20 protein-coding genes and 1 tRNA gene are annotated in these 19,253 nt (G+C 54.2%); 14 read left to right on the top strand and 7 right to left on the bottom strand.

Features of this window, described 5'->3' with window-relative positions; translation table 11 throughout:
• The first annotated feature begins 10 nt into the window (after positions 1 to 10).
• The 5 genes from ACFQPC_RS14135 to tatC all read left to right on the top strand — a co-directional run bounded on the left by ACFQPC_RS14135 (position 11) and on the right by tatC (position 2,507).
• Positions 11 to 352 carry a phosphoribosyl-ATP diphosphatase gene (locus tag ACFQPC_RS14135; RefSeq protein WP_382272517.1) on the top strand — a complete coding sequence of 114 codons (342 nt, stop codon included), beginning with the start codon at positions 11 to 13 and terminating at the stop codon, positions 350 to 352.
• Positions 353 to 406: 54 nt separating this feature from the next.
• Positions 407 to 781: a histidine triad nucleotide-binding protein gene (locus ACFQPC_RS14140; protein WP_382272518.1), complete on the top strand. Its 375-nt coding sequence runs from the start codon at positions 407 to 409 to the stop codon at positions 779 to 781.
• Positions 782 to 837: 56 nt separating this feature from the next.
• Positions 838 to 1,068 carry a Sec-independent protein translocase subunit TatA gene (gene tatA / locus ACFQPC_RS14145; RefSeq protein WP_076593136.1) on the top strand — a complete coding sequence of 77 codons (231 nt, stop codon included), beginning with the start codon at positions 838 to 840 and terminating at the stop codon, positions 1,066 to 1,068.
• 70 nt (positions 1,069 to 1,138) lie between these two features.
• Positions 1,139 to 1,645 carry a Sec-independent protein translocase protein TatB gene (gene tatB, locus ACFQPC_RS14150; protein ID WP_382272519.1) on the top strand — a complete coding sequence of 169 codons (507 nt, stop codon included), beginning with the start codon at positions 1,139 to 1,141 and terminating at the stop codon, positions 1,643 to 1,645.
• A gap of 115 nt (positions 1,646 to 1,760) precedes the next feature.
• The gene (tatC, locus tag ACFQPC_RS14155) at positions 1,761 to 2,507 is read left to right on the top strand and encodes a twin-arginine translocase subunit TatC (protein ID WP_382272520.1); all 747 of its coding nucleotides are present in this window, start codon (positions 1,761 to 1,763) and stop codon (positions 2,505 to 2,507) included.
• On the opposite strand, the gene ACFQPC_RS14160 is transcribed toward tatC, so the two are convergent.
• Both ACFQPC_RS14160 and ACFQPC_RS14165 read right to left on the bottom strand, forming a co-directional pair.
• Positions 2,508 to 3,170, bottom strand: a complete 663-nt coding sequence (locus ACFQPC_RS14160) for a DUF2461 domain-containing protein (protein WP_382272521.1) — start codon at positions 3,168 to 3,170, stop codon at positions 2,508 to 2,510.
• 14 nt (positions 3,171 to 3,184) lie between these two features.
• Positions 3,185 to 4,360, bottom strand: a complete 1,176-nt coding sequence (locus ACFQPC_RS14165; RefSeq protein WP_382272522.1) for a Do family serine endopeptidase — start codon at positions 4,358 to 4,360, stop codon at positions 3,185 to 3,187.
• Positions 4,361 to 4,374: 14 nt separating this feature from the next.
• Between ACFQPC_RS14165 and ACFQPC_RS14170 the strand changes: the two genes are divergently transcribed.
• Positions 4,375 to 5,142: a Nif3-like dinuclear metal center hexameric protein gene (locus ACFQPC_RS14170; protein WP_382272523.1), complete on the top strand. Its 768-nt coding sequence runs from the start codon at positions 4,375 to 4,377 to the stop codon at positions 5,140 to 5,142.
• A 151-nt stretch (positions 5,143 to 5,293) separates the two neighbouring features.
• Positions 5,294 to 6,001 carry a response regulator gene (locus ACFQPC_RS14175; RefSeq protein ID WP_382272524.1) on the top strand — a complete coding sequence of 236 codons (708 nt, stop codon included), beginning with the start codon at positions 5,294 to 5,296 and terminating at the stop codon, positions 5,999 to 6,001.
• 61 nt (positions 6,002 to 6,062) lie between these two features.
• Here ACFQPC_RS14175 and mscL read toward each other — a convergent pair whose 3' ends face one another.
• Positions 6,063 to 6,482, bottom strand: coding sequence for a large conductance mechanosensitive channel protein MscL (gene mscL / locus ACFQPC_RS14180; RefSeq protein WP_382272525.1), 420 nt, complete (start codon positions 6,480 to 6,482; stop codon positions 6,063 to 6,065).
• 286 nt (positions 6,483 to 6,768) lie between these two features.
• Here mscL and petA point away from each other — a divergent pair, with 286 nt between their 5' ends.
• The 7 genes from petA to ACFQPC_RS14215 all read left to right on the top strand — a co-directional run bounded on the left by petA (position 6,769) and on the right by ACFQPC_RS14215 (position 12,259).
• Positions 6,769 to 7,377 (top strand): ubiquinol-cytochrome c reductase iron-sulfur subunit, encoded by a 609-nt coding sequence (petA, locus tag ACFQPC_RS14185; RefSeq protein WP_382272526.1) that lies wholly within the window; start codon positions 6,769 to 6,771, stop codon positions 7,375 to 7,377.
• Positions 7,377 to 8,783 (top strand): cytochrome b, encoded by a 1,407-nt coding sequence (locus ACFQPC_RS14190; RefSeq protein ID WP_382272951.1) that lies wholly within the window; start codon positions 7,377 to 7,379, stop codon positions 8,781 to 8,783. Before petA ends, ACFQPC_RS14190 begins: the two co-directional genes overlap by 1 nt.
• Positions 8,784 to 8,802: 19 nt before the next feature.
• Positions 8,803 to 9,567, top strand: a complete 765-nt coding sequence (locus tag ACFQPC_RS14195; RefSeq protein ID WP_382272527.1) for a cytochrome c1 — start codon at positions 8,803 to 8,805, stop codon at positions 9,565 to 9,567.
• An 82-nt stretch (positions 9,568 to 9,649) separates the two neighbouring features.
• On the top strand, positions 9,650 to 10,261 hold the full coding sequence (locus ACFQPC_RS14200; protein WP_124574326.1) for a glutathione S-transferase N-terminal domain-containing protein: 612 nt from the start codon (positions 9,650 to 9,652) through the stop codon (positions 10,259 to 10,261).
• A 114-nt stretch (positions 10,262 to 10,375) separates the two neighbouring features.
• Complete coding sequence (locus ACFQPC_RS14205) at positions 10,376 to 10,876, top strand: ClpXP protease specificity-enhancing factor (RefSeq protein ID WP_382272528.1); 501 nt, start codon at positions 10,376 to 10,378, stop codon at positions 10,874 to 10,876.
• Positions 10,877 to 10,904: 28 nt separating this feature from the next.
• Positions 10,905 to 10,980 (top strand) — tRNA-Thr (locus tag ACFQPC_RS14210).
• Positions 10,981 to 11,128: 148 nt separating this feature from the next.
• Positions 11,129 to 12,259 (top strand): branched-chain amino acid ABC transporter substrate-binding protein, encoded by a 1,131-nt coding sequence (locus tag ACFQPC_RS14215; protein ID WP_382272529.1) that lies wholly within the window; start codon positions 11,129 to 11,131, stop codon positions 12,257 to 12,259.
• 15 nt (positions 12,260 to 12,274) lie between these two features.
• Here the strand turns inward: ACFQPC_RS14215 and ACFQPC_RS14220 are convergent, their stop codons facing one another.
• The 4 genes from ACFQPC_RS14220 to ACFQPC_RS14235 all read right to left on the bottom strand — a co-directional run bounded on the left by ACFQPC_RS14220 (position 12,275) and on the right by ACFQPC_RS14235 (position 19,194).
• Complete coding sequence (locus tag ACFQPC_RS14220) at positions 12,275 to 12,880, bottom strand: UbiX family flavin prenyltransferase (RefSeq protein WP_382272530.1); 606 nt, start codon at positions 12,878 to 12,880, stop codon at positions 12,275 to 12,277.
• A 1-nt stretch (position 12,881) separates the two neighbouring features.
• A complete protein-coding gene (gene grxD / locus ACFQPC_RS14225; protein ID WP_012081107.1) occupies positions 12,882 to 13,196 on the bottom strand; it encodes a Grx4 family monothiol glutaredoxin in 315 nt (104 codons plus the stop codon).
• Between the two features lie 57 nt (positions 13,197 to 13,253).
• Positions 13,254 to 15,602 carry a Tex family protein gene (locus ACFQPC_RS14230; RefSeq protein ID WP_382272531.1) on the bottom strand — a complete coding sequence of 783 codons (2,349 nt, stop codon included), beginning with the start codon at positions 15,600 to 15,602 and terminating at the stop codon, positions 13,254 to 13,256.
• Between the two features lie 190 nt (positions 15,603 to 15,792).
• The gene (locus tag ACFQPC_RS14235; protein ID WP_382272532.1) at positions 15,793 to 19,194 is read right to left on the bottom strand and encodes a DUF748 domain-containing protein; all 3,402 of its coding nucleotides are present in this window, start codon (positions 19,192 to 19,194) and stop codon (positions 15,793 to 15,795) included.
• Positions 19,195 to 19,253: the final 59 nt, after the last annotated feature.

The raw sequence follows: 19,253 nt of genomic DNA on the forward strand, positions 1-19,253 counted from the left end.
GCGGAGTCGCATGAGTGAAACACTGAAGCGCCTGGCGGCCGTGATCGAATCGCGCAAGCCGGCGAATGGCGGCGATCCTGATAAGTCGTATGTGGCACGCCTGTTCAGCAAGGGTGACGACGCGATTTTGAAAAAAATCGGCGAAGAAGCGACCGAGCTGGTGATGGCGGCCAAGGATGCGCGTGCCGGTGCCGACAAGTCCAAGGTCTTGTACGAGTGTGCCGATCTCTGGTTTCATTCCGCCGTCTTGCTGGCGCAGTTCGATTTGACGCCACAGGATGTGCTCAATGAGCTGGCGCGCCGCGAAGGTATTTCCGGCATTGAAGAAAAAGCTGCGCGCAAAGCGGACTAATTATCACCACATCTGATACGCTGGCGTTGAGAACCAACCACGATGGAGTTTCATTTGGATAATTGTATTTTTTGTAAAATTGCCGCGAAACAAATTCCTGCACAGATTATTTATGAAGACGACGATTTGCTCGCATTCAACGATATCAATCCCGCAGCACCGGTCCATTTCCTGATCATTCCAAAAAAGCATGTCGCAACATTGGCTGATTGCACCGTCGATGAGGCTGCATTGTTGGGTAAAATATCCTTGCTCGCGCCCAAGCTGGCACAAGAGCAAGGCGTGGGTTACAGCGCGAATGGCGATGGTGTGGGCAGCGGTGGTTTTAAGACGCTGTTCAATATCGGGCCGGATGGTGGGCAAGAGGTGTACCATCTGCATATGCATGTGCTGGGTGGGCCGCGTCCATGGCGCAGGTCACTGGCTTAAAACAATAATTCTAGAAACATAGAAACAGGGCGGCGACGCTTAACAAGGAGAAAATGATGGGTTCATTTAGCATCTGGCACTGGTTGATTGTACTGGTCATCGTGATGCTGGTATTCGGCACCAAAAAACTTGGCAATATGGGTTCGGACGTCGGTAAAGCCGTTAAAGGTTTTAAAGACGGCATGAAAGGCGAGGACGACAAGCCTGCCGCCCAGAACGCTGCGCCATCGCAGGTTGCCGACAAAGGCACCGTCGATGTTGAAGTGAAAGAGAAGTCGAACAGCTGATCATCTTGTGGGCAGGGGTGGCCATCCGGCCTGAGCCTGCACACACTATGTTCAGCCTATCGCCAATCGTATGATCGATATCGCCTTTTCCAAGCTTGCGATCATTGGTGTTGCGGCACTGGTTTTCATCGGACCGGAAAAGTTGCCGAAAGTGGCGCGTATGGCCGGTACTTTGTTCGGCCGTGCGCAACGCTACATCAATGATGTCAAATCCGAAGTGAGTCGCGAGATGGAACTCGATGAGCTGCGCAAGATGCACCAGGACGTGCAGTCGGCTGCGAGTGATGTCCAGCGTTCGATTTCGGAAGGTGTCTCGCAAGCCGAGAGTTCCCTGAACTCAGCCTGGGACGATTCAAGTGCGGATATGGAGCTCAATCCCTTGATGGAGCCGCCGACCTACGATGAAGCCGCGGCCAAATCAAAGAATTTCCGCAAAAAGAAATTGGCACATACCTCGGCCATTCCATCCTGGTACAAGCGTCAAAGCGGCCAAAAATCGCGTGTCATTTCCGGTGCCGCCCGCATGGCGAAACATACGCCTGCCCACGCCCGCAAATCTTCACCATTTTTCCATTGATGGAACAGTTGCGCAGCTTAATGGCGCCGGGTCGCGCGCCGTTTTATAAGTCACTGTCCTATGGTCGAATACCTGAGATGATTGCCGTCGCGCCATAATGAATGAAGAAAAGAACATGACTGGTACCGAAGACTCATTCATTTCGCATTTGATCGAACTGCGTAGCAGGCTGATGAAAGCCTCTATCGTGGTGATCGTGATCTTCCTGTGCCTGATGCCTTGGGCCGGCGATATTTACGACCTGCTGGCACGTCCGATGATGCTGGCACTGCCGGAAGGCAGCAAAATGATTGCGACCGGCGTCATCACGCCGTTCCTGATCCCGGTGAAGGTGACGATGCTGGTGGCCTTCCTGATCTCGCTGCCGTGGGTCTTATACCAATTGTGGGCTTTTATCGCACCCGGGCTGTATACGCATGAAAAGAAGCTGATTGCGCCACTGGTGGTGTCTTCCTCGGCTTTGTTTGTGGTTGGCGTCGCCTTCTGTTACTTCTTCGTGTTCGGTGTGATCTTCCACTTCATCAATAACTTTGCGCCGAAGTCGATTTCAGTGGCACCGGATATTGATAGCTATTTCGGTTTTGTCATGACGATGTTTATCGCCTTCGGCCTGACCTTCGAAGTGCCGGTCATCGTGATCGTGCTGGTGCGCATGGGTTTGGTGTCAGTCGAAAAACTGAAACAGATACGTCCTTATGTGATCGTCGGTGCCTTTGTGATAGCCGCCGTTGTCACGCCACCGGACGTGATGAGCCAGCTCTTGCTGGCGGTGCCTTTATGCCTGCTGTATGAAGTCGGCCTGTTGCTGGCGCCGATGTTCGTGAAGATCACGCAGGCGCCAAAAGAATCCGAATCGATTTAATCAGGCCTGGCGCATCCAGGTCACGAGCGGATAAGCATCCTTGAAGTCCGACGCCAGTGTTTTTCCGAGGTCGGCGACTTTCCTGACCTCGATTTCGCGCCATACAATAAAATTCTTCAGCTTGATGTATTCCAGATGTGGCACATCGGCATCGAAGCCTTTCGGCGGACGTGTCAACTTACCTTCCTGCTGTAAATCGCCGTAAGTCTCTTTCAACTTCTTGTTTTTCAACAGTTTGGAAAATCCCGCTGCGTCGTCGATCACGTGCTGGCGGATTGCGCGCAGGCGTTCGGATGGTGGCATCCATTCTCCGGCGGCAAGCAGCAGGGTGCCGGTTTCATTGATATGGAAGTAGTAAGTCGGGCCACCACCCTGGCTTGGTTTCTTCAAACCGTTCGCATTGATGGCTGCGGAGAAATGCGTTTTGTAGGGGATCTTTTCCTTTGAAAAGCGCATGTCGCGATTGATGCGGAACAGCGCTTTCTTGGGATTGCAGCCGGCTACCGCAGGATCGAATTTGCTGATGTCTGCAATCAATGCCGTCACCAGTTCGAGGAATTCCGCGCGCAGGATATCGTAGCGCGGCTTGTTCATGACGAACCATGCGCGATTATTGTTCTCGGACAGCTCCGCTAAAAATTGGGTGAGATCGCGTATGTGCATGGATGTATTACCTGTTATTCCTCGGCGCGCGGTGGTGCTTTCGGGCGCATGCCGACAGTGATGTTCAAAGTGTTTTCCTGATTGCGTCGCAGTACTACCACCTTGGCCTTGGTGCCCGGCGACAGTTGCGCGATCTGGTTCAGCATGTCCGCCATATCGGTGATGGCCTTGCCTTCTACCGAAACCAGGATGTCGCCAGGTTGCATGCCGGCTTTATCGGCCGGGCCACCCTTCAATACCCCGGCGATGATCGCCCCCGTGCTTTTCTTCAGGCCAAAGCTTTCCGCCAGCTCAGGTGTGATGTCCTGCGGCTCGACGCCAATATAGCCACGTATGACGTGGCCATTCTTGATGATGGCATCCATCACCGATTTGACGGTTGTCACCGGAATCGCGAAGCCTATGCCCAGCGAACCGCCGCTACGTGAATAGATCGCGGTATTGATGCCAAGCAGGTTGCCGTTGGCATCGATCAGGGCGCCACCGGAATTGCCGGGATTGATCGCGGCGTCGGTCTGGATGAAGTTTTCAAACGCATCGAGGATGCCGAGATGGTTACGTCCGAGTGCCGAGATGATGCCCATGGTCACGGTTTGGCCGACACCGAAAGGATTGCCGATTGCCAGTACGACGTCGCCGACACGGGCTTCTTCCACCCGGCCCAGTGTGATCGCAGGCAGGTTATCCAGATTGATTTTGATGACGGCGAGGTCGGTTTCCGGATCGGAACCGACGACTTTTGCAATCGCTTTGCGGCCATCGGTCAGCGCGACTTCAATTTCATCCGCCGCCTCAACTACGTGATTATTCGTGAGGATATAACCCTCTGCACTGACGATGACGCCGGAGCCGAGGCTGACTTGTTTTTCCTGTTGCTCATCGAAGCGGTCACCGAAGAACTTCCGGAAGAACGGATCATCCATGAATGGGTTCTGCGATGGCGTCGCGGTTTTACTGGTGAAGATATTCACCACCGACGGCATTGCCACTTTGGCCGCATCACGGAACGAACCCTGGGTCGGCGCCGTATTTGGCGGCGCTTCCAGCATCGCCACCGAAGTCGAGCTGCGCACCTTTTGCGCGCCGCCCAGTACGCCGCTCGCCCATTCGGGCTTCAAGGTCGTTACAATGAATAAAATTGCCAAACCGACGGTTACGGTTTGCGCAAACAACAGCCAAAGACGTCGCATAAAAGGTAGGAAAAATGGGTCAGGGAATGATAGATAGGGATGAACTTGCCAAATATCTAGCGAGAACGCTTGATATTACCCGTTTTCGCGATTTTTGCCCAAACGGCTTGCAAGTCGAAGGGCGCAGGCAAATTAAAACACTGGTCAGCGGTGTCACCGCCAGCATGGCATTGCTGGAGGCTGCGCTGGAAAAAGATGCGGACGCCATCCTCGTACATCACGGTTACTTTTGGCGTGGCGAGGATATGCGCGTGATCGGGCAAAAGCATCAACGCCTGAAAACATTGCTGACGCACGATGTAAATTTATTCGCTTATCACCTGCCGCTGGATATGCATGCGGAGTTCGGCAACAACGCACAACTGGCCGCACGACTCGGCTTGCAAGCCGAATCACGTTTTGCTGAAGATGATTTGGGTTGGTTGGGCAGGAGCACGAATCCTGCGGTGGCCACAGTCGGCGAACTGGCGCAGGAAATCGAAAAAAGTTTGCAGCGTAAACCTTTGCTGATCGGGGACCCGGCGCAGAAGCTGGGCGCGATAGGTTGGTGTACCGGTGCGGCCCAAGGCTTCCTTGGGGATGCGATAGCTGCCGGCGCGCAAGTTTATTTGAGTGGTGAAATATCCGAACCCACCGTGCACCTGGCGCGTGAAAGCGGCGTCGCCTATCTTGCCTGTGGTCATCATGCAACTGAGCGCTACGGCGTACAGGCTTTGGGTGAGCATGTCGCGCGCAGCTTCGATCTCCGGCACTATTTTATCGACATCGATAACCCTGTCTAAGGCATTTCCAGAACATGATTGCAGACATATATGCATGTCTTGCGTAATCATGCTGCATGGCAATTTGCGACTATGGTATAACTACAAATATTGGCAAAAAATACAGGCGCGTTTTTGTTCGCGTGTCGGGTACGGAGAGGAGTACGGATCAATGCAGGAACCGGTAGCCGATGGGCCGATTACAGTTCTAGTCGTCGAGGATGACGCGTTGACGCGCCGTACCTTGAGTCTTGCAATCGAGAAAGAGCCGTCACTGAAATTGCTCGATGCACTCAGCGATGTGAAGTCCGCGTTGAGCTGGCTGGAACAGCAAACGGTTGAGCTCTTGCTGGTCGACCTGGGTTTGCCGGATGGTTCCGGCATAGACATCATCCGTTACTGCGCGCATCGCTATCCCGCCTGCAATATCATGGTCATCACTACTTCCAGCGATCAGGACAATGTGCTCGACAGCATAGAAGCCGGCGCTTCCGGTTATGTACTGAAAGATGCAGATCGCCTCGATATCGTTCGCGCCTTGCTGGATTTGCACGCGGGCGGTTCGCCGATCAGCCCGACGATAGCGCGCAAGGTGTTGGGCCGGGTGCGTGATGGCAAGAAAGCGCCCGATGCGGTGAATGATGCGGCCGCTGCCGAGCAGGTCGCGCTGACCAAGCGCGAATCAACCATCCTGGACCTGATTGCGCGCGGCGACAGTTATGGCGAAGTCGCAAGGCAGTTATCGCTGTCCGTTGGTACGATACAAACACACATCAAAAATATCTACGATAAATTATCTGTGCATTCGCGTGGCGAGGCCGTGTATGAAGCGAATCGCCGTGGTTTATTGCAGATGGATCAATTGAAATCCAAGCGCTAGGACTTGCCGGGCGTTTGTTGCGACGAATAAAAAAGGCCGCCTGTATGGGCGGCCTTTTTGTTTATTTTTTCAGTGAGTCGCGGATTTCACGCAAGAGCGCGATATCTTCCGGAGTTTCCGCCGGTGCTTCCGGGGCAGGTGGGTCAGTGCGCTTCAGTTTGTTCAGCAGACGTACCATTTGGAAAATGATGAAGGCAAGAATGATGAAATTAAGCGCAATTGTGATGAAATTGCCGTAGGCGAGGACCGCGCCCAGTTTTTTTGCTTCTACCAATGTCAGGTTGGGATCCTGATTATTGAGCGCAATGTAGTAATTGCTGAAGTCCAGGCCGCCGAAAATCTTGCCGACCACCGGCATGATGACATCCTGTACCAGCGAATCGACGATCTTGCCGAATGCCGCGCCCACAATGACTGCGACGGCCAAATCGACCACGTTACCCTTGACCGCAAATTCCTTGAATTCCTGCATCATGCCCATGGCAATCCTCCGTTTAACTTGTTTGTAAAAATGCAATGCGCCAACGTATCCTAGTTTTAGGCGCAAAAAACGTCAAATTAAATTTCCTCAATTTTTGTCATTTTCGATGGATAATGCGTCGCAAATAAATAATTAAAAAATAATTGCGTGTTGCCGTATTGCTCAAAAGTTCCGCAAAATTAAATGAAGCATGTCTATTTGCTTTAAAACAAACGTTGGCTCCGTTATAATCTAAGGTTGCTAGAAGTTTCGTACAGATTTCGCATTTTGACTGATTGGGGTTGGTATGAGTAACGAAAAGCAGGTCGATTCCGGTCGGCGAGGCTTGCTCGTCGCCACATGTGCGGCGGGTGGCGTAGCTGGCTTAGCCACAACTGGAGTATTAGTCTCTACGTTTCAGCCATCGGAGCGCGCAAAAGCCGCTGGTGCGCCTGTTGAAGTCGATATTTCTAGCCTCACTCCGGGTGAGATAAAAACTGTCGAATGGCGCGGTAATCCCGTCTGGATCATGAAGCGCACACCGGAACAGGTGGCCGCTTTAGGTAAATCCGACGGTGAGTTGGCGGATCCTGAATCTGCCCGTACGCAGTTCTCTACCACCCCGGAATACGCCATGAATGAATGGCGTTCCCGACAAAAGGACCTGTTGGTCGTGGTCGGTATCTGTCCTCATCTGGGTTGCTCGCCGACCGCCAAGTTGCAGACCGGTGCCCAGCCATCGCTGCCTGACGACTGGCACGGCGGCTTCCTTTGCCCATGCCACGGTTCGACCTTCGATCTGGCCGGCCGCGTTTATAAAAATAAACCTTCGCCAGACAATTTGCAGGTTCCGCCGTATATGTTCGAAGGCGACACCAAGCTGGTCATCGGTAAAGATGAGAAAGGTGAGGCGTAATCATGGCATTCCACGAAAAGCAGCTCCCCGCCGACGCACCTATCGCTGACAAGGCTCTGAACTGGGTCGACGCCCGCTTCCCGCTGTCATCGACCTGGAAGGCCCATCTCTCCGAATACTACGCTCCAAAGAATTTCAACTTCCTCTACGTTTTTGGCTCGCTCGCACTGCTGGTGCTGGTGATCCAGATCGTGACCGGTATTTTCCTCGTGATGCATTACAAACCGGACGCAAACCTGGCGTTTGCTTCGGTGGAATACATCATGCGCGATGTGCCTTGGGGCTGGCTGGTGCGCTATATGCACTCGACCGGCGCTTCGGCGTTCTTCGTCGTGGTTTATATCCATATGTTGCGTGGCCTGCTGTACGGTTCGTATCGCAAACCGCGTGAACTGGTCTGGCTGTTCGGCGTCGCGATCTTCCTGTGCCTGATGGCGGAAGCCTTCTTCGGCTACCTGCTGCCATGGGGCCAGATGTCGTACTGGGGCGCACAAGTTATCGTGAACCTGTTCGGTGCGATTCCATTCATCGGTCCTGACCTGTCGCTGTGGATTCGTGGCGATTACGTGGTGTCCGACGCTACCCTGAACCGCTTCTTTGCGTTCCACGTGATCGCAATCCCGCTGGTCCTGATCGGCCTGGTAGTTGCGCATATCGTCGCCTTGCATGAAGTGGGTTCGAGCAACCCGGATGGCGTTGAAATCAAGGAAAAAGTCGATGAAAAAGGTGTTCCGCTGGACGGCATCCCTTTCCATCCTTACTACTCGGTACACGATATTTTCATCGTGACGATCTTCCTGTTCGTGTTCACCGCAGTGGTGTTCTTCGCGCCGGAAATGGGTGGTTACTTCCTCGAGTACAACAACTTCATCCCGGCTGATCCGCTGAAGACGCCGCCGCATATCGCTCCGGTCTGGTACTTCACGCCGTTCTATTCGATCCTGCGTGCCACTACTTCAGACTTCATGATCTGGCTGGCGGCAGGCGTCGCGGCATATGTTGCGCTGATCATCCTGAAGACCCGTCTTGCCAGCAAGTTCAAGATCGCCGCTGCCGTAATCGGCCTGGCTGCAATCGCCGGCATGTTCGTCTTCGATGCAAAATTCTGGGGTGTCGTGCTGATGGGCGTGTCCGTCATGATCATGTTTGGCCTGCCATGGCTGGACGTATCGCCGGTCAAGTCGATTCGTTATCGTCCTAGCTGGCACAAATACGTGTACATCGTATTTGGCATTGCTTTTGTCGTTCTCGGTTATCTGGGTGTGCAGCCGCCGACCGCAATCGGTACTGCAATCGCACAGTTCGGTACCTTCGTCTACTTTGGCTTCTTCCTCCTGATGCCTTGGTGGAGCGCCATGGGTACCTTCAAGCCTGTACCGGATCGTGTTGTTTTCCATCCGCACTAAGCCAAGGGATAACAGAATCATGACATTGCTGAAAAAACTGATTGCGTCTCTGGTGCTCTTGCCAGGCCTGGTGCTGGCTTCGGAAAGCGATTTCCCGCTGGACCACGCTCCTGACCGTACCAAGGACCTCGCAGCACTGCAAAACGGTGCACGCCTGTTCGTGAACTATTGCCTGAGCTGCCATGCTGCTTCATCGCTGCGCTACAACAAGCTGCAAGACCTCGGCCTGACCGAAGAACAGATCAAAAACAATCTGCTCTTCACGTCGGACAAGGTCGGCGGCATGATGACCATTGCAATGGCACCGAAAGATGCGAAAAACTGGTTCGGTGCAGTTCCGCCTGACCTGTCCGTCATCGCCCGTGCCAAAGCATCCGGCGCAGGCACAGGTGCCGACTGGTTGTATACTTACCTGCGTTCGTACTACAAGGACGACACACGGGCCACCGGCTGGAACAATATGGTGTTCCCTAACGTTGGTATGCCGCATGTGTTGTGGGAGTTGCAAGGCATACGCGACGCCAAGTTTGTAGATGAAAAAGATCCGCACGACGCTAGCAAGGTCGTGCACAAGTTTGCCGGCTTTGAACAAGTGACTCCGGGTCTGCTGACCCCATTGGAGTACGACAAAGCTGTTGCCGATTTGGTGTCATTCATGACCTGGATGGCCGAACCGGCGCAAAATACCCGTAAACGCCTGGGCGTTTGGGTATTGCTGTTCCTGGGTGTATTTATTGTGATCACCTGGCGCTTGAATGCTTCCTATTGGAAAGACATCAAGTAATTTTCTTGCCCGCAGTTTGCGGGGTTTGTTTTAGGGTGAGCCGTAACGGGTCTCACCCTTTTGTTTCTAAGGAACTATAAAAATGATGGTTCTCTATTCGGGTACAACCTGCCCATTCTCCCAACGTTGCCGCCTGGTTCTGTTTGAAAAAGGCATGGACTTCGAAGTTCGCGATGTAGATTTGTTCAACAAGCCGGAAGATATTTCGACCATGAATCCGTACGGCCAGGTGCCTATCCTGGTTGAGCGCGACTTGATTTTGTATGAATCGAACATCATCAACGAATACATTGATGAACGCTTCCCGCATCCGCAATTGATGCCGGCAGACCCATTGATGCGCGCGCGTGCGCGCCTGATGCTCTTCAATTTTGAAAAAGAATTGTTCATCCACGTACACACGCTGGAAAACGACAAGGGTCGCAGCGGTGAAAAAGTCCAGGAAAAAGCACGGAATGAAATCCGTGACCGCCTGACGACGCTGGCTCCACTGTTCCTGAAGAACAAATACATGCTGGGCGATGAATTCTCGATGCTGGACGTGGCGATTGCACCGTTGTTGTGGCGTCTGGATCATTACGGCATCGAATTGTCGAAAACCGCTGCACCGCTGATGAAATACGCTGAACGCATCTTCTCGCGTCCGGCCTATATCGAAGCATTGACGCCTTCTGAAAAGGTCATGCGCCGTTAAAAAACTGCGCTGTGAGGTTCCGGTAATGTCCTTGTATGAAAGCTTATATTTCAATCAACGACATTGCCGGGGTTTCGTGGCACACTTTTTAGCCGTGTAGAGCTGATCGCCATCATGTCTGAAACTTCAACCAAACCTTATTTACTGCGCGCCATTTACGAATGGTGTACCGATAACGGCTATACCCCATACATGGCTGCCGTAGTAGACGGTGCCACACGTGTGCCGATGGAGTTCGTCAAGAACGGCGAGATTGTCCTGAACATCAGCTTCAGCGCGACCAGCGGCCTGAAGATGGAAAATGATTTGATCCGCTTCAGCGCACGTTTCGGCGGCGTTTCCCGTGATATCTCGGTCCCGGTCGATAATGTGGTGGCCATCTATGCGCGTGAAAACGGGCAGGGCATGGCGTTTGAAGCCACAAATAAAGATGCGGTGGAAGAAGCTGGGGAAGAAGTTGAAGACACCGACGTGGAAGAGGCGGCACCAGTACATGCTGCGCCTGCATTGACGTCGGTACCGACGGCTCCACACGAGAAAAATGACGACGATGGTTCGGATGAGCCTGATCCACCGAAAAAAGGTGGAAGACCTACCCTTACCCGTATCAAATAGAGTATAATACTGCTCTGCAAAAAGTTTAGCCGACTTAGCTCATTTGGTAGAGCAGTTGATTTGTAATCATCAGGTGGCCAGTTCGAAACCGGCAGTCGGCACCAAATAAAAACCCCTTATAGCTTCGCTATGAGGGGTTTTTTCTTATATGTTCGCTTTTCATCCATGCCCGGTAGTCTTGCATAGGTTCAGTCCCGGCCCTATCTGCGGATAGAATGGGGCTATTCATTTCATATTTCTCTTTCAGTACTCATGAAATCAAGTTCGCTCATCATCTCCACCATGTTGTTTTGTGCTGCTGCGCTGGTTCATGCACAGGACGTGCAGACCGTCAAAATAGGCCTGGCTGCACCACTAACCGGACCGCAAGCGTTTTACGGCAAGGATAGCCAGAATGGCGCGCGCCTGGCGGTGGATGAATTGAATGAAAAGAAAATCGTCGTCGGTGGCAAGCAACTGCGTTTTGAGTTGTTGTCCGAAGACGACGCCGCAGATCCCAAGCAAGGCGCGGCCGTTGCGCAACGCTTTTGCGATTTGCACGTGAATGCGGTGATAGGGCATACCAATTCCGGTACTGCGATCCCGGCTGCGCGGATTTACCATCAGTGCGGCTTGCCCAACCTGTCGCCATCCGCCACCAGCCCCGAGCTGACCAAGTCTGCATACAACACCACGTTCCGCATGCTGGCGAATGACAGCACGCTGGCGCAGGCCCTCGCTGCTTATACGGTGAATGTACTGAAGCTGAAAACAATAGCGGTGGTGGATGATCGCAGTGCTTATGGCCAGGGGCTGGCCGATGCGTTCCGGACCGCTCTGCGCAACACGCCGGTGACTGTCGTCACCCAGCAATACACCAATGACAAGGCGGTCGATTTCAGTGCGATCCTGACCGCTATCAAGGGACGCAATCCGGATGGTATTTTCTTCGGTGGCATGGACCCGCAAGGCAGTGCGATGCTGCGACAAATGGAACAGCTGGGCCTGACGCGGCAGAAGTTTATCGGCGGTGACGGCATCTGTACGCAGGGCATGGAGCAGCGCACCGAAGGCATGAAGATACAAGACAATCTCGTGTGTGCGCATAGCGGCATCGCACTCGATCGTACCGCGGCCAGCCGTGCGTGGAAGAAGCGCTATGACGATAAATTCCCGGGCCAGTTCCAGATGCATGGCCCGTATTCCTACGACGCTGTGCTGGCAGTCGCGAAAGCGATGCAGGCTGCCAATAGCGTAGAGCCGCAAAAATACTTGCCGGCGATGGCCAAGGTGCATTTTGCCGGGGTCATGTCGAACGTCCAGTTCGATGCGCGGGGTGAGATCAAGAATCCGACAATTTCTATCTACACCTACCAGGATGGCAAGCGTCGCCTGGCGAACTAGGTCTGTAGCAGAGATCTAGTCTTTCAAACCATTCCAGCGCGGCGTCAGGCTGTGCTGGATATCAAACAAATCCAGTACGCGTCCTGTCGTGTGGTCGACCATCTCTGCTATCGATGCAGGGCGGTGATAAAAGCCGGGTAGCGGCGGGAAGATGATGCCGCCCATTTCGGTGACAGCTGTCATATTGCGCAGGTGCGCGAGATTGAACGGCGTTTCACGCACCATCAGGACCAGGCGGCGACGCTCTTTCAGCACCACGTCGGCGGCACGGGAAATCAGGTTGTCGGAAAAGCCGTGCGCCACTGCCGCCAGCGTCTTCATCGAGCAGGGCGCAATGATCATGCCGTCGGATTGGAAAGAACCACTCGCAATGGCAGCGCCCACATCGCGCACGTTGTGCACGACATCGGCCAGCGCTTCCACATCCTTGCGCTTCATATCGAGTTCTTGATGGAGGTTCAGCACACCTGCTTCGGATATCAGCAGGTGTGTTTCCACACCCGCGATATCGCGTAGTACTTGCAGCAGGCGTATGCCATAGATGACGCCGGTGGCACCGGTGATGGCGATAATCAATCGCTTCCGGTGCAGCGTCGGAGTAGCGTCAGCAGACGCTGTCACTTCAGGCTTTCAGCAATGCTTGCAGTTCGCCGGATTCAAACATCTCGTTCATGATGTCGGAGCCGCCGATGAATTCGCCTTTCACGTACAGCTGCGGTACGGTTGGCCATTGCGAAAAGTCCTTGATGCCCTGGCGTACTTCAGCATCGTCCAGCACGTTGACCGTGACCAGATCCTGCACGCCACTTTCTTTCAGCAACTGGATTGCCTTGCCGGAAAAGCCGCACTGTGGAAATTGTGCCGTGCCTTTCATGAATAAAACGACTGGATTTTGGCTTACGGTTTCCTTGATCCAGGATTGTACGTCGTCGCTCATTGCTGCCTCACTATGGGTTAATCTGACATTATAAGAAAATCCGCGGAATCTTGCTGCTTATCCCTTCAGTTTGGCGAATGCCGCCGCCATTGCGCTGCTGGTTTCCGGCTGGCGGCTCTGCTGGTTTTGGTGCTGCGAGAGGCGACGGCTGTCATTGCGGTCACCGCGCTGCTCTGGTTTGCTGCCAGCGACTGGTGTCGAGTCCGATAAACGCATTGTCAAAGCGATACGTTTACGCTTTTCATCGACTTCCAGTACTTTCACTTTGACAACTTGTCCGGCCTTGACCACGGTGTGCGGGTCTTTGACGAAGGTGTTGGACAGGGCGGAAATATGTACCAGGCCATCCTGATGCACGCCGATGTCGACAAACGCACCGAAGGCGGCGACGTTGGTGACCACGCCTTCGAGGATCATGTCCGGGCGCAAATCCCTGATTTCTTCGACGCCATCCTTGAAGGTGGCGGTGGTGAATTCCGGACGCGGATCGCGGCCTGGTTTTTCCAATTCTTTCAGGATATCGGTAATCGTCGGGATACCGAATTTTTCATCCGCGTATTTGGCCGGGCTCAGTGATTTCAAGACCTTTTCATCGCCGATGATGCTTTTCACATCTTTTTTGATATCAGCCAGGATTTTTTCGACCAGTGGATAGGATTCCGGGTGGACCGCCGATGCATCCAGCGGATTGTCACCTGCCATCACGCGCAGGAATCCCGCTGCCTGTTCAAATGTCTTGTCGCCCAGGCGTGGCACTGCGCGCAGGTCGGCACGTGAGGTAAACATGCCTTTCAGGTCGCGATAGCTGACGATGCTTTGCGCGACGCTGTTATTCAGGCCGGATACGCGGGCCAGCAGCGGCGCGGAAGCGGTGTTGACGTCTACACCAACGGCATTCACGCAATCTTCAACCACGGCGTCCAGCGAGCGTGCCAACTGGGTCTGGCCGACATCATGCTGGTATTGGCCGACGCCGATAGACTTTGGATCGATCTTCACCAGTTCCGCCAACGGATCCTGCAGGCGACGGGCGATGGATACTGCGCCGCGGATCGAGACATCCATATCCGGCAATTCGCGCGATGCGAATTCGGATGCCGAGTAGACCGAAGCACCGGCTTCCGACACCACGATTTTGGTCAGTTTCAGTTCAGGGCGCATCTTGATCAGGTCTTGCGCCAGCTTGTCGGTTTCACGCGAAGCGGTACCGTTGCCGATGGAGATCAGCGCGACTTTGTGTTTTTCCGCCAGCTGCGCCAGTGTATGCAGCGTGCCGTCCCAGTCATTACGCGGTTGATGCGGATAAACGGTGGCGGTATCGACTACCTTGCCGGTAGCGTCAACAACGGCAACCTTGACGCCGGTACGCAGGCCGGGATCCAGGCCCATGGTGGCGCGTGGTCCGGCTGGTGCTGCCAGCAACAGGGCTTTCAGGTTCAGTGCAAAGACATTGATCGCCTCGACTTCTGCTTTCTCACGCAGATTGGTCATCAGCTCTGTTTCCAGATGCATGAAGACTTTGACGCGCCAGGTCCAGCGTACGGTATCGAATAACCATTTGTCAGCAGGACGCCCCTGGTTGCTGATGCCAAAGCGCGATGCGATACGACCTTCGCATGGATTGTGCGGCGCATCCCATTTCGGTTTTTCTTCTTCGCTGTCGAGACGCAAATTAACGTTCAGCATCTCTTCGCGGCGACCACGGAACATCGCCAGTGCGCGGTGCGACGGGATGGTAGCTATGGTTTCGGAGTAATCGAAGTAATCGGCGAACTTCGCGCCGGCATCTTCCTTGCCTTCGACCACTTTGGATTCAACGATGCCATGTTCGGTCAGGTATTCACGCAAGGCTTGCAGCAAACCGGCATCTTCGGCGAAGCGTTCCATCAGGATCTGGCGCGCGCCATCGAGCGCGGCCTTGGTGTCGGCTACGCCCGGATTTTCCACGCCTTCCACCGTGAAGGCCGGCTTCAGGTATTTGGCCGCTTCTTCTTCCGGATTCAGCGTCGGGTTTTCCAGCAAGGCTTCGGCCAATGGGGTCAAACCTGCTTCCACTGCGATTTGCGCTTTGGTGCGACGTTTCTGTTTGTACGGCAGGTATAAATCTTCGAGGCGGGTCTTGTCTTCCGCATGCGTGATCGCATCCAGCAATTCCGGCGTCATTTTCTTTTGTTCTTCGATCGAAGAAATGATCGCAGCACGGCGGTCTTCCAGCTCGCGCAGGTAGCGCAGGCGTTCTTCCAGCAGGCGCAGTTGCGTATCGTCGAGACCGCCTGTCACTTCCTTGCGGTAGCGGGCGATAAAAGGCACAGTGGCGCCTTCATCCAGCAGGGCGACGGCAGCAGCGATTTGTATTGGTTTGGCGACGAGTTCGACGGCGAGGCGTTGTTCGATTGAAGGCAGCATGAATGATCAGAATGAAATATGAGTGCAACGAGCGATAGATGATACGCAATTAATGCGAATGCGCCAGTCTTGACAGCAGAGAAAAATATCCGGGAATAGTGAAGTGTTTTCTCTGTTGCAACTGTTAGGTGGCTACCTGCACCCCTGAAGTGTTAAGCAGGGGCGCAGGCAAGGCGGCAGGTACCAGGTTTTATTTCAATGAAAAATCCACGCGGCTGGCTTTGGCGCTTGCCGTGCCTTCTTTCGCAGCACCGGCTCCGGATTTGGACGCCAGCAGGAACAGGCGGTCTTCTGGGATTTTGCCGGTTTGCAGCAGCCAGTCCTTGACCGCTTGCGCCCGGCGATTTGCCAGTGCGGTCAGGTCATCGTCGCTGACGGTGGTATTGGTGACCATCAGTTTTTCCATCTCATCGACCGGGATATCTTTTTGCAGGCCTATCATATTGCGCGGTTTCGGGAATTTCTCCGCGCTATAGACGCGTTTGAGCAAGGCCGGATATTCCTGTGGCGTAATCGTCAGGCTTTCGATATCGCCGGATTGGCCGCGCGACACCATGTCTTTCAGTTTCAGTGCGCGCACCTTGCGATCGATCGATGCCTGTTTCAAGCCTTCGCGATCGGCTTCAGGATCGGTGCGGCCGGTGATTTCGAGTTTCAGTGCCGGACGGTCGGTCAGCATTTTTGCCATGCTCTTGAGCTTGCTTTCGCCGGTGTCGTCGATATTCGCCCGGCCCACCGCAAATTCGAGGTTGGAAAGTTCTTCGCCGCCGCCGAACAGCGAACCGATTAGCGCGAATGGCGCGGTTACCGCTTTCGTGATCAGGTTGACGATGACTTTCACAATGATGCCGCCTATCGAGAATTGCGGATCATCGAGTGAGCCGCCGATCGGCAGGTTGATATCGATCACGCCGTTGCGATCGCGCAGCAAGGCCAGCGCAAAATTGACCGGTAAATTACCCGCAGTCGAACCTTCCACCTTGTCGCCCAGTGTCAGCTGTTCGAGGATCAGGCGGTTCTGCGCACTCAGGACGCGATCCTGCACCTTGTAGGCGACTTCGAAAGACAGTTTGCCTTTCTCGATGCCGTAACCGATGTAGCGACCGGAGTAGGGCGAAAGCGGTGCCAGTTCCATGCCATGCACTTCCGCCTTCAGATCCAGTGTCAAATCACCTTTCAGCGGGTTGACGCTGCCGGCGATGGCGAGAGGCGCGCTGTTGACCTGGCCTTTCAGGTCGACATTCGCATTGCTATTCGGATCCGACGACAAGCCGCTGACCGTACCGCCAAACTTCATCAGGTTGGCGGTGTAGTTAGGCTTAATGAAGTTATCGGTAAAGCGTATCTGTCCGCCTTGCAGCGTCAGCTTTTTAATCTTGATCGGCGGAATGTCGCTGGCGGCTTTGGCTGGCGGTGGCAGCACCACTGTTTTGGACGAGGCTACCGGCGGATTCGGCGCGGCCGGTTTGTTTTCCTCGGTCACACTTTTTTGCCCGACTGTTTCACTGCGTTTGACGTCTTGCAGGTTGATGCGGCCGGTCGGGTCAATGATGATACGGGCGAAGAAATCACTCAGCGAAACCTGGTCTATGCTCAATGCAAACGGTGCCAGGCGTACATCCATGCCGCCGAAGTAGAGCGATTTCCAGCGCAGGAAGTCGTTGCTGCTCAGTTTGTCGATAGTGGCGAGGTTGCCTACCGTCAGGTCACCCTTGAAGCCGCCGACCAATGCATCACCTTTACCCTGATCGATTTGCAGCTTGCCCTTGCCTGATACATCGGCGCGGGTCAGCAGGATGTTGACCTGGTCGGTGAAGTAAGGCTGCAACTGCATGATATCGACGCTCTTGAAATCCAGCGCGAGATCGGTGTGCAAAGGCGTCATGCCGACGCTGCCGTTGATGGCGAGCTGCCCATTCTTGTTGACGGCTGCCTTCAGGTCGAGTTGGCCGCGTGTATTGGCTTTGGTCGAGAGGTTTTGCAGCGACAGCGTCAAAGGAGCTATGGTGGTGACCGCTGCTTTGGGCAGGCTGCGGTCTTCCAGGCGCGCCGACCAATTGCTGATGGCGATCTTGTTGATATCTACCGTGTAGGGCGCATCATTGGTTTTGGCAGCAGCTTTTGCCGGACTGTCGCCGCTGCCTTTCTTCGCGGGAGCCGCATTGCTGCGCACTTTGCCTTGCAGTAAATCAAAGTCGGCCTGGTCGGATGACACTTCTTCGACCGTGACGGCTTTCTTGCCGGTATCGACTTCGACCTTGCTGACGGCCAGATTGAATTTTTCTATGCTGGCGTTCACCGGGCGTTCGCCTTGTGCATCGCTATAGCGCAGCGCGGCGTTGTTGATCGCGAGTTCGCCCAGTGCCAGCGTAAAGGCCGCAGGTGCTTTGCTCGTTGCTTTAGCCGGTGCTGCTGCGGTCGTCGAGTCTGCTGCCGGGGCACTGTCGGCCGTTTTTGCCGCTGTGTCTGCAGATGCAGGAACCGGTGCAGCAGGTGTGGCGACAGGTTTATTAGCCGCTGCAGTTTTGGATGGCGTCGGCGGTGTCAGCAGATTATCGAAATTGAACTGGCCGTTCGCGTTACGCGTAATGTCTGCTTCCACACCATTGATTTCCAGCTTGGCGATTTCAAAGCGTTCGCTCAGGACCTTGGCTTCATTCAGCGTGACTGCCAGTTCCGGCAGTTTCACTATCGATTTGTCGTTTTGATCGTTGAGTTGCAGCGCTTTCAGTTTGATGTTGCCGCTGATCAGCAGGGCCGGGGCTTTTTCTTTTTCCTGGCGGAAGTCGGCGGTCAGGTGCACATCGAGTTTGGCGCTGGGAACCTTGAAGTGTGGGGTACCGGGGACGTACTTCAGGTAATCAGTCAGGTCCACATCATCCAGGTTCAGGTCGACCACGGCATTGACCGGGTCGGCAAACGGATGTGCCTTGCCTTTGATCAGCATAGGCGAACCGTTGACGTTCGCGCTCAGCAAGGGCTCAACATAGACTTCGACTTGTGATGGCAGTGACGAGATGAAGGGTACGCCCAGTTTCAGGTCGGTGATTTCATGCTTGGTTTGCGCTGTCTTGTCATCGAGTTCGATGTGCCCTTTATCTATTTCGATATTGAAGGCCGAGAAGCGTGCCGGTTCGGGCGATGGCGGCTGGCTGTTGATCAGTTCGATGATGTCATCGATATTGGTGCTTGCCGCATCCTTGCGCACCAGATGCACATACGGCGTGCTGAGCTGAACTTGTTCGATGACAGGTGCAAAGCGCAGCAGGGACTTGTACGAGACATTGACCATCAGCTTTTCAAAGCTGGCGAAGGTGACGTCACCTTCCGGCTCCATCAGCTTCATGTCATGTATCGTCAGGCGCATTGCGTACGGATTGACCTCGACCTTGCCGATGCTGGTCTGGCGGTGCAATTTTTCCGTAATGATTTGTTCCGCTTGCGATTTGATGATGCCCGGCAACGCAAAGTAGCCGAACAGGCCGATCAGGACGATGAACGCGAGCAGGCCGATCAATGTTCGTCGCACTACCGGTTTGCCCGAGAAGTTGCGAACGGATTGCGTCAGCTGCTCAGTGCGTGCGTTTGGCATGGGAGTTCAGCATAAGCCGGGAGTGATGGTAATTGAATTCTACCAGTCGTCCCGTCCGG

Origin of the sequence: Herminiimonas glaciei (assembly GCF_042664955.1) — a bacterium.
Classification (GTDB): Bacteria; Pseudomonadota; Gammaproteobacteria; order Burkholderiales; family Burkholderiaceae_D; genus Oxalicibacterium; species Oxalicibacterium glaciei.

What these genes read in the sequence shown, in the direction of transcription:
- ACFQPC_RS14135 (WP_382272517.1), top strand. Translation starts at nt 11, where the DNA reads ATGAGTGAAACACTGAAGCGCCTGGCGGCCGTGATCGAATCGCGCAAG.
- tatA (WP_076593136.1), top strand. Translation starts at nt 838, where the DNA reads ATGGGTTCATTTAGCATCTGGCACTGGTTGATTGTACTGGTCATCGTG.
- tatB (WP_382272519.1), top strand. Translation starts at nt 1,139, where the DNA reads ATGATCGATATCGCCTTTTCCAAGCTTGCGATCATTGGTGTTGCGGCA.
- tatC (WP_382272520.1), top strand. Translation starts at nt 1,761, where the DNA reads ATGACTGGTACCGAAGACTCATTCATTTCGCATTTGATCGAACTGCGT.
- ACFQPC_RS14160 (WP_382272521.1), bottom strand. Translation starts at nt 3,170, where the DNA reads ATGCACATACGCGATCTCACCCAATTTTTAGCGGAGCTGTCCGAGAAC.
- ACFQPC_RS14165 (WP_382272522.1), bottom strand. Translation starts at nt 4,360, where the DNA reads ATGCGACGTCTTTGGCTGTTGTTTGCGCAAACCGTAACCGTCGGTTTG.
- ACFQPC_RS14170 (WP_382272523.1), top strand. Translation starts at nt 4,375, where the DNA reads ATGGGTCAGGGAATGATAGATAGGGATGAACTTGCCAAATATCTAGCG.
- ACFQPC_RS14175 (WP_382272524.1), top strand. Translation starts at nt 5,294, where the DNA reads ATGCAGGAACCGGTAGCCGATGGGCCGATTACAGTTCTAGTCGTCGAG.
- mscL (WP_382272525.1), bottom strand. Translation starts at nt 6,482, where the DNA reads ATGGGCATGATGCAGGAATTCAAGGAATTTGCGGTCAAGGGTAACGTG.
- petA (WP_382272526.1), top strand. Translation starts at nt 6,769, where the DNA reads ATGAGTAACGAAAAGCAGGTCGATTCCGGTCGGCGAGGCTTGCTCGTC.
- ACFQPC_RS14195 (WP_382272527.1), top strand. Translation starts at nt 8,803, where the DNA reads ATGACATTGCTGAAAAAACTGATTGCGTCTCTGGTGCTCTTGCCAGGC.
- ACFQPC_RS14200 (WP_124574326.1), top strand. Translation starts at nt 9,650, where the DNA reads ATGATGGTTCTCTATTCGGGTACAACCTGCCCATTCTCCCAACGTTGC.
- ACFQPC_RS14205 (WP_382272528.1), top strand. Translation starts at nt 10,376, where the DNA reads ATGTCTGAAACTTCAACCAAACCTTATTTACTGCGCGCCATTTACGAA.
- ACFQPC_RS14215 (WP_382272529.1), top strand. Translation starts at nt 11,129, where the DNA reads ATGAAATCAAGTTCGCTCATCATCTCCACCATGTTGTTTTGTGCTGCT.
- grxD (WP_012081107.1), bottom strand. Translation starts at nt 13,196, where the DNA reads ATGAGCGACGACGTACAATCCTGGATCAAGGAAACCGTAAGCCAAAAT.
- ACFQPC_RS14230 (WP_382272531.1), bottom strand. Translation starts at nt 15,602, where the DNA reads ATGCTGCCTTCAATCGAACAACGCCTCGCCGTCGAACTCGTCGCCAAA.
- ACFQPC_RS14235 (WP_382272532.1), bottom strand. Translation starts at nt 19,194, where the DNA reads ATGCCAAACGCACGCACTGAGCAGCTGACGCAATCCGTTCGCAACTTC.